General features: G+C 45.8%; 5 protein-coding genes. 4 read left to right on the top strand and 1 reads right to left on the bottom strand.

Annotated elements, in window-relative coordinates:
* Positions 1-930: glycosyltransferase family 9 protein (locus WBA89_RS26745; protein ID WP_424410683.1), on the bottom strand; the 930-nt coding region annotated here is incomplete at its 3' end.
* Positions 931-1,101: 171 nt separating this feature from the next.
* Between WBA89_RS26745 and ispD the strand changes: the two genes are divergently transcribed.
* The 4 genes from ispD to kaiC all read left to right on the top strand — a co-directional run bounded on the left by ispD (position 1,102) and on the right by kaiC (position 6,104).
* Positions 1,102-1,785: a 2-C-methyl-D-erythritol 4-phosphate cytidylyltransferase gene (gene ispD, locus WBA89_RS26740; protein WP_424410681.1), complete on the top strand. Its 684-nt coding sequence runs from the start codon at positions 1,102-1,104 to the stop codon at positions 1,783-1,785.
* Positions 1,786-2,844: 1,059 nt separating this feature from the next.
* Positions 2,845-3,780 carry a circadian clock protein KaiA gene (locus WBA89_RS26735; RefSeq protein WP_424410682.1) on the top strand — a complete coding sequence of 312 codons (936 nt, stop codon included), beginning with the start codon at positions 2,845-2,847 and terminating at the stop codon, positions 3,778-3,780.
* Between the two features lie 167 nt (positions 3,781-3,947).
* On the top strand, positions 3,948-4,262 hold the full coding sequence (kaiB, locus tag WBA89_RS26730; protein ID WP_006632119.1) for a circadian clock protein KaiB: 315 nt from the start codon (positions 3,948-3,950) through the stop codon (positions 4,260-4,262).
* A gap of 279 nt (positions 4,263-4,541) precedes the next feature.
* Positions 4,542-6,104, top strand: coding sequence for a circadian clock protein KaiC (gene kaiC, locus WBA89_RS26725; protein WP_424410680.1), 1,563 nt, complete (start codon positions 4,542-4,544; stop codon positions 6,102-6,104).
* Positions 6,105-6,535: the final 431 nt, after the last annotated feature.

Raw genomic sequence — 6,535 nt, 5'->3', positions numbered from 1 at the left:
AGGAGAGATGTCCGCCATTTTGCCAGTAGGAGATTTAATGCCCAAAAATCGATCGCTCTTTGGCAACAATTTCGTCGGTTCAGTCGGGCCGAACAAAGCTATTGTATAAGTTTGCACCGCCACCGCTAAGTGCATCGGCGCACTGTCAGTGCATATCATCAAATTAGCAGCAGCAATGGTGGCCGCCAACTTGCCGACATCCTCCGGCGAGATAACTTTCACCTTCGGACACAACTGAACTAATTTGGTCACGAAAGCTTCATCTTCGGGGCCTTTCACCACAACAACGGGCAAATTAGGCTGCCGCTGCTGACAGTCTTCAATTATTTGTTTCCAGTTGTCTGTAGGGTAAATTTTGTCAATACCTTTAGACAAAGCTAGCTGACTGGAACCGCCGTGAATTAGAATGTAACCGCTTTCTTTTACACCTAGCCGCTGCTGTTCGGCTTCTGCCCACTGAATGTCCTGTTTTGGTACATTAATTGCCAGGGGCGGACAAGGATTTTCAATGTTGAATCCTTGCAGCAAATCGTGGTACATTGAAGCTGCGTACTGTTCTGTTTTGAGCGGTACGGGATCGGTGAGAAATAAACCATTGTTGCTTCCTGCATAGCCAATTCTCTGCGGAATTCCAGTCAGCCACAGCAAAAGTCCTACAGTCCACCGCTGGCCGAGTGAAATCACTGCTTCGTATTCGCGATCGCGAATTACGCCCAGTAAATTGCCCCAATCTGCCATAGCGTTGCGGTCTTTGAAATTGTACGTCAATACTTCTTTGACGGACTTGCAGACTCGGTAAGCACTTTTTGCCCTCGGTTCCACGATGACATCAATCTGAGAGTCTGGATAAGACTGCTTGAGGTCGTCAAGGGTGGGGAAAAATAAAATTTGGTCGCCAATCCCGCCAGGGACAAGTGCTAGTATTCGCATCATAAACGATCGGGCTATTGTTGATCGAGGTAGCTTTCCGAGATCGGTCTTCGGCTATCAGCTTATAGTATTTTTAGAGTTTAAAAGCTACTGGCCGATAACTAAACAACTGACTCAAAAGTACAGGACGCTCTTATTATATATATCTAGTTGGGTTAAAACGGTTAGTTAATGCACTTATTAATTGCGGCGGCGGGTTCGGGGCGACGGATGGGGAGTCAGCGGAACAAACTGCTGCTGACTTTGCTCTCTAAACCTTTGCTGAGTTGGACTTTGGCTGCTGCTGAAGCTTCGCAGCAGATTAGCTGGATCGGTATCATGGGCCAGCCTGACGATTTTCCAGATTTTAAGGCAATTTTGGGCGATTTAGCTTTGGTGAAGCCCGTGGAACTGATTTTGGGAGGCGCTACCAGGCAAGAGTCAGTTTACAACGGTTTGCAGGCTTTGCCACCAAATGCCGATCGAGTGTTGATTCACGACGGCGCGAGGTGTTTGGTAACTGCTGAATTGTTCGATCGCTCGGCAGAGGCTCTGTTGGGCTGTCCGGGCTTGATTGTCGCCGTCCCGGTCAAGGATACAATTAAGGTGGTGGACGAGTCTAGAATCGTGCGAGACACGCCGGACAGAAGCAATTTGTGGGCTGCCCAGACTCCCCAAGGATTTGAAGTGAAATTGTTAAAGCAGTGTCACGAACAAGGGCGACAGCAGGGTTGGGAAGTTACAGACGATGCCGCTTTGTTTGAAAAATGCGGTTTAGCAGTGCGAATTGTCGAGGGGGAAGAGACGAATTTGAAGGTGACAACGCCGGTTGATTTGAGCGTAGCTGAATTCATTTTGCGCCAAAGATTCGGATAAATTATCTTCAACGGATGCCGGCTGGTTTGGTCTGACAAGCAGCGGTTGAAAGCGCCGATGCTTCTTTCACAAACCTGTTTGTTTCGCTTTTTGTTGTTTTTTTCCAAGCAACTGTTCCGGAATTTTTGGTTAGTTATGTTTGACGGCGCGAGGGAGTTTGTTGCACGCTTAAACTAGACGATAAATGTCTTTCTCCGTCTTTTACCGGAAGTCAAAGACTTGCTCGATTTGTTCGATATGAGATGTTGCACCATTCTCAATTACTTGTTTGGGAACAGGCTGTTCGGCCTGTGAAGCGAGAAAATTTATCTTTTGTGGGACGGGCCCTAGAACCCGTTCTTTACTGTGGTGCAAGATGTCAGTTTTAACTGATATCTTGCACCAATCTCAATCAGCTTTTTATGGGCGGGCTCTCCTGCCCACCCCACAAGAAAATGCACTTGTTGTGGAACAGGCCCCAGAGCCTGTTCTTGACAATGGTGCAAGATGTCAGTTCGATCGCATTTGTACTGATTTTTTTCTGCTCCTAGATGCTGGAGATTGCACCTTTTTTAGGAAATGAATCAGCCCAACCCAATTTTGGGATCAAAAAAATCAGGGTGAGCGAACACTCGTCGAGCAATATTTGCCCGTTAGCGACCCGTCGCCAGCGGTTTTTTTGGCTAAATAACCAAACTCTAGAAAATTTCTAGATGAGTTTGCTTGTACGGCGGTAGCAAGTAAGGGACACTGTAAGTAGCAAGTCAGTCCCAGTACGGCCTGAAAGCACTTGAAAACAGTGTTTTGCTAGACCATTCCTAGAGATGAACTATTGAATGGCTGAAAGTATTGATAGTTCGTTAGGTTTGAGATCGGTTTTCAAAGCGGGACTTAGGTATCAAAACCTGCACAAATCGGGTTTTTAACAGGATTCTTGGGCTAGGACGAATAACTTTCTCCAAAAACCAAGGTGATGGCTATCGGTGCGTAAGTCCTACAAATGTTAAGTCTTTTGTTAAGGAGATATCAACTCTGAGCAATCCAGAACTTTCGGGCAACTTGGGTGTTTCACCTACAGCTTTGCTTCCCCAACTGTCGATCGGTATTTTTGTCAGCTCGCAGGAACTCGCAGGCTCGGCGATCGATCTTTTGAGGGGCGATCGCTATGCTTTAACGCACATGAAGTCGGCGGTGGAGTTTTTGGGACTCCTGAAACACAATTACCACCTCGATTGTTTGGTTGTTGAGGTAGATGGGGATCGGCGCGCGCTTCTGAGCAAGCTGCAAGAACGATCGCTCTTTTTGCCTGCTGTGATTTTTTCGCCCCAGCCGGCGGAGGATGGAATACCACAACCACCACCTTCAGATAATTTTGAGGCCGCGCCCAGTACCGCCGACAATAGTCAAGAACAAAGTTGTACTTTTTTTTATCACCCTGCTGAGGTGCAACTGCCGATCGCCCGATCGAGCGAAATAGCTGAAAGTATCGATCGGGCGATCGGACAATTTCTCAAACTTTCAACTTTGGTTCCAGTCAATAACCAATCCGCCAGCGTCGATGCGACAACCCAATTGACAGCTCAAAGTTTGCTAAGCCGCCAGCAGCGGCGACTCGCGGAAAAATTACGGGAGCGATTGGGATACTTAGGCGTGTATTATAAAAGAAATTCCCAGATTTTTTTGCGAAATCTGTCTGAGTCAGACAAGCAAAAGTTTTTGGAGCAACTCAAGTCAAGTTATCGCGACATCGTTTTGCATTATTTTTCCGAAGATACTGCGGTCAACAATCAAATAGATGAATTTGTGAATTTGGCTTTTTTTGCTGACGTTGCCGTGACTCAAATTGTAGAAATTCACATGGCATTGATGGAGGAATTTGCTAAACAGCTAAAATTAGAAGGGCGCAGCGAGGAAATATTGCTCGATTACCGCTTGACTCTGATTGACGCGATCGCTCATCTGTGCGAGATGTACAGGCGCTCGATTCCCAAAGAGACATCTCAACCTAGAGAGTAGGAGGAAGAAAGCAGAAGCTAGAATTTACCAAACCAGAAAGGAGAAAACATTCGGCCGGGCGATCGGCAAGCATAAATTATTATAAAATAACAAAGAATAGCCGATTCAAGACAAATAACAACTACAACTAACATCTGACCACTCATACTCAACGTTTAAAAAAGTTCATGAGTCCTCTAAAGAAAACCTACGTTCTCAAGCTCTACGTTGCAGGCAATACCCCAAACTCTGTGCGAGCTTTGAAAACCCTAAAGGACATCCTAGAACAAGAATTTCAAGGAGTCTACGCCCTGAAAGTCATCGACGTTCTCAAAAATCCTCAGCTAGCAGAAGAAGACAAAATTTTGGCAACCCCCACTCTAGCGAAAATCCTGCCGCCCCCGGTGCGAAAAATTATTGGCGATTTGTCCGATCGCGAGAAAGTTCTGATAGGATTAGATTTGCTCTATGAAGAACTCCGCGAAGAAGACCTGAATTCATAAGACGATCGGGTGACAGTCAGTCGATTTTTGATTTTTGATTTTTGATTGTTTGCTCCACAGATGAACCTAGGAACTCGAACAAAAATCGAAAACTGCGATTTCTTCACCACTGTTGTCGGAAAGCAAGTATCCGTTTTTGGGCGGGGTGATTAGCGAGCAGTCAGCAGTCATTAGTTATCGATCAAAAGCCCCAACTAAAAGCTCGGTAAAAAACTCATACTCATGAGCGGCAGTTAATGAGTGACAACAAAAGAATACTGAAGGCAGACAAAAATCGATATGAATGAAATGATTGAAACGGTGAAACCCGAAGGATTTGCAACCGCAGGAGTTCAAAAAATACGCACGATGATTGAGGGTTTCGACGACATCAGTCACGGCGGAATGCCAGTCGGCAGAACTACCCTAGTCAGCGGCACATCAGGAACTGGAAAAACGTTATTCGCCGTACAATTTATCTATAACGGAATCACCCACTTTGACGAACCAGGAGTCCTCGTAACTTTTGAAGAATCTCCAACAGATATTATTAAAAACGCTTGCAGTTTCGGGTGGGATCTGGCAAAATTAATCGATGAAGGCAAGCTATTTATTTTGGATGCTTCCCCCGATCCCGAAGGTCAGGATATCGTAGGAAATTTTGATTTATCTGCCTTGATCGAGCGGATTCAGTACGCCATTCGCAAGTACAAAGCCAAGCGCGTTTCCATAGATTCGGTGACAGCCGTATTTCAGCAGTACGACGCTGCATCGGTGGTGCGCCGAGAAATCTTTCGCTTAGTGGCGCGCCTCAAACAAGTAGGTGCAACTACAGTTATGACTACCGAAAGACTGGAAGAATACGGCCCGGTGGCGCGGTTTGGAGTCGAAGAATTTGTATCGGATAATGTAGTAATTGTTCGCAACGTTTTAGAAGGGGAACGCCGCCGCCGCACAATGGAAATTTTGAAGTTGCGCGGTACAACTCACATGAAAGGCGAATATCCTTTTACTATGACTAATGACGGCATTAATATTTTCCCGTTGGGAGCGATGCGATTAACTCAAAAGTCTTCTAACGTGCGGGTGTCTTCGGGAGATAAAACTCTCGACGAGATGTGCGGGGGCGGTTTCTTTAAAGACTCGATTATTTTGGCTACGGGTGCGACGGGAACCGGCAAAACCCTGTTGGTGAGCAAGTTCTTGCAAAATGCTTGCATGAACGGCAATCGGGCGCTGCTTTTTGCCTATGAAGAGTCGCGGGCTCAGTTGTTCCGCAATGCTTATTCTTGGGGCATTGATTTTGAGGAAATGGAACAGAAAGGACTGCTTAAACTGCTGTGTAGTTACCCGGAATCTGCGGGTTTGGAAGACCACTTGCAGACGATTAAATCAGAAATTGCTGAGTTCAAACCTTCTCGAATTGCTATAGATTCGCTGTCGGCCTTAGCTAGGGGTGTCAGCAATAATGCTTTCAGGCAATTTGTAATCGGAGTAACGGGTTTTGCGAAGCAGGAAGAAATCACCGGCTTTTTTACAAATACCAGCGATCAGTTTATGGGTTCTCATTCAATTACTGACTCGCATATTTCTACGATTACTGATACGATTCTCATGCTTCAATATGTAGAGATTCGCGGGGAAATGTCGCGGGCAATTAATGTGTTTAAGATGCGCGGTTCGTGGCACGACAAAGGGATTCGGGAATATACGATTACTGAAGGAGGGCCGCAAATAAAAGATTCGTTCCGCGGTTACGAACGGGTGATCAGCGGTTCTCCGACTCGGATTGCGATCAATGAAAAAAACGAACTGTCGCGGATTCTTCAGGGCGTGCAAGGTCAAGATGATGACGGTATTTGACAGTCAGCAGTCCGCTGTAGGGTAAGCGGAGGCGCACCGCGCACCGCTGTATGCCGATAGCGATCGCCAAAACAGCCAATCTCACAATTGCTCCTGACGGGGCGATCGCCAGCAATCAATTCATTAACTTATACCACTTCTCCAAAATTATGCTACAGTAGCTAGGGCCGATAGAATATAATCCCATCCCGCAATTGATGCGATTGTTTTAATTAAAAATTCTTCAAGAAAACTGCGAACTTTTTCTTTAATTTCATCTAAGTTGTCAAACAGTCCCCAACTCAATTCTTGTTTTATATATTGTCATACTCTTTCGCTCGGATTCAATTCGGGACTGTACGGTGGTTGAAAAATCAGTAAAATATTATCGGGGATTTTGAGCGGGCTACTCTGATGAAACTTACCATTATCCAGTTGCACAACATTTAAAT

This window comes from Microcoleus sp. (assembly GCF_049646505.1).
In the GTDB taxonomy this organism is placed as follows: Bacteria; Cyanobacteriota; Cyanobacteriia; order Cyanobacteriales; family Microcoleaceae; genus Microcoleus.
Note: the sequence above shows the minus strand (reverse complement) of the source record. Positions and strands in the feature narration are given on the sequence as shown.

Excerpts from the sequence above, each read along its gene's own strand:
- ispD (WP_424410681.1), top strand. The coding sequence starts at position 1,102 with ATGCACTTATTAATTGCGGCGGCGGGTTCGGGGCGACGGATGGGGAGT.
- kaiB (WP_006632119.1), top strand. The coding sequence starts at position 3,948 with ATGAGTCCTCTAAAGAAAACCTACGTTCTCAAGCTCTACGTTGCAGGC.
- kaiC (WP_424410680.1), top strand. The coding sequence starts at position 4,542 with ATGAATGAAATGATTGAAACGGTGAAACCCGAAGGATTTGCAACCGCA.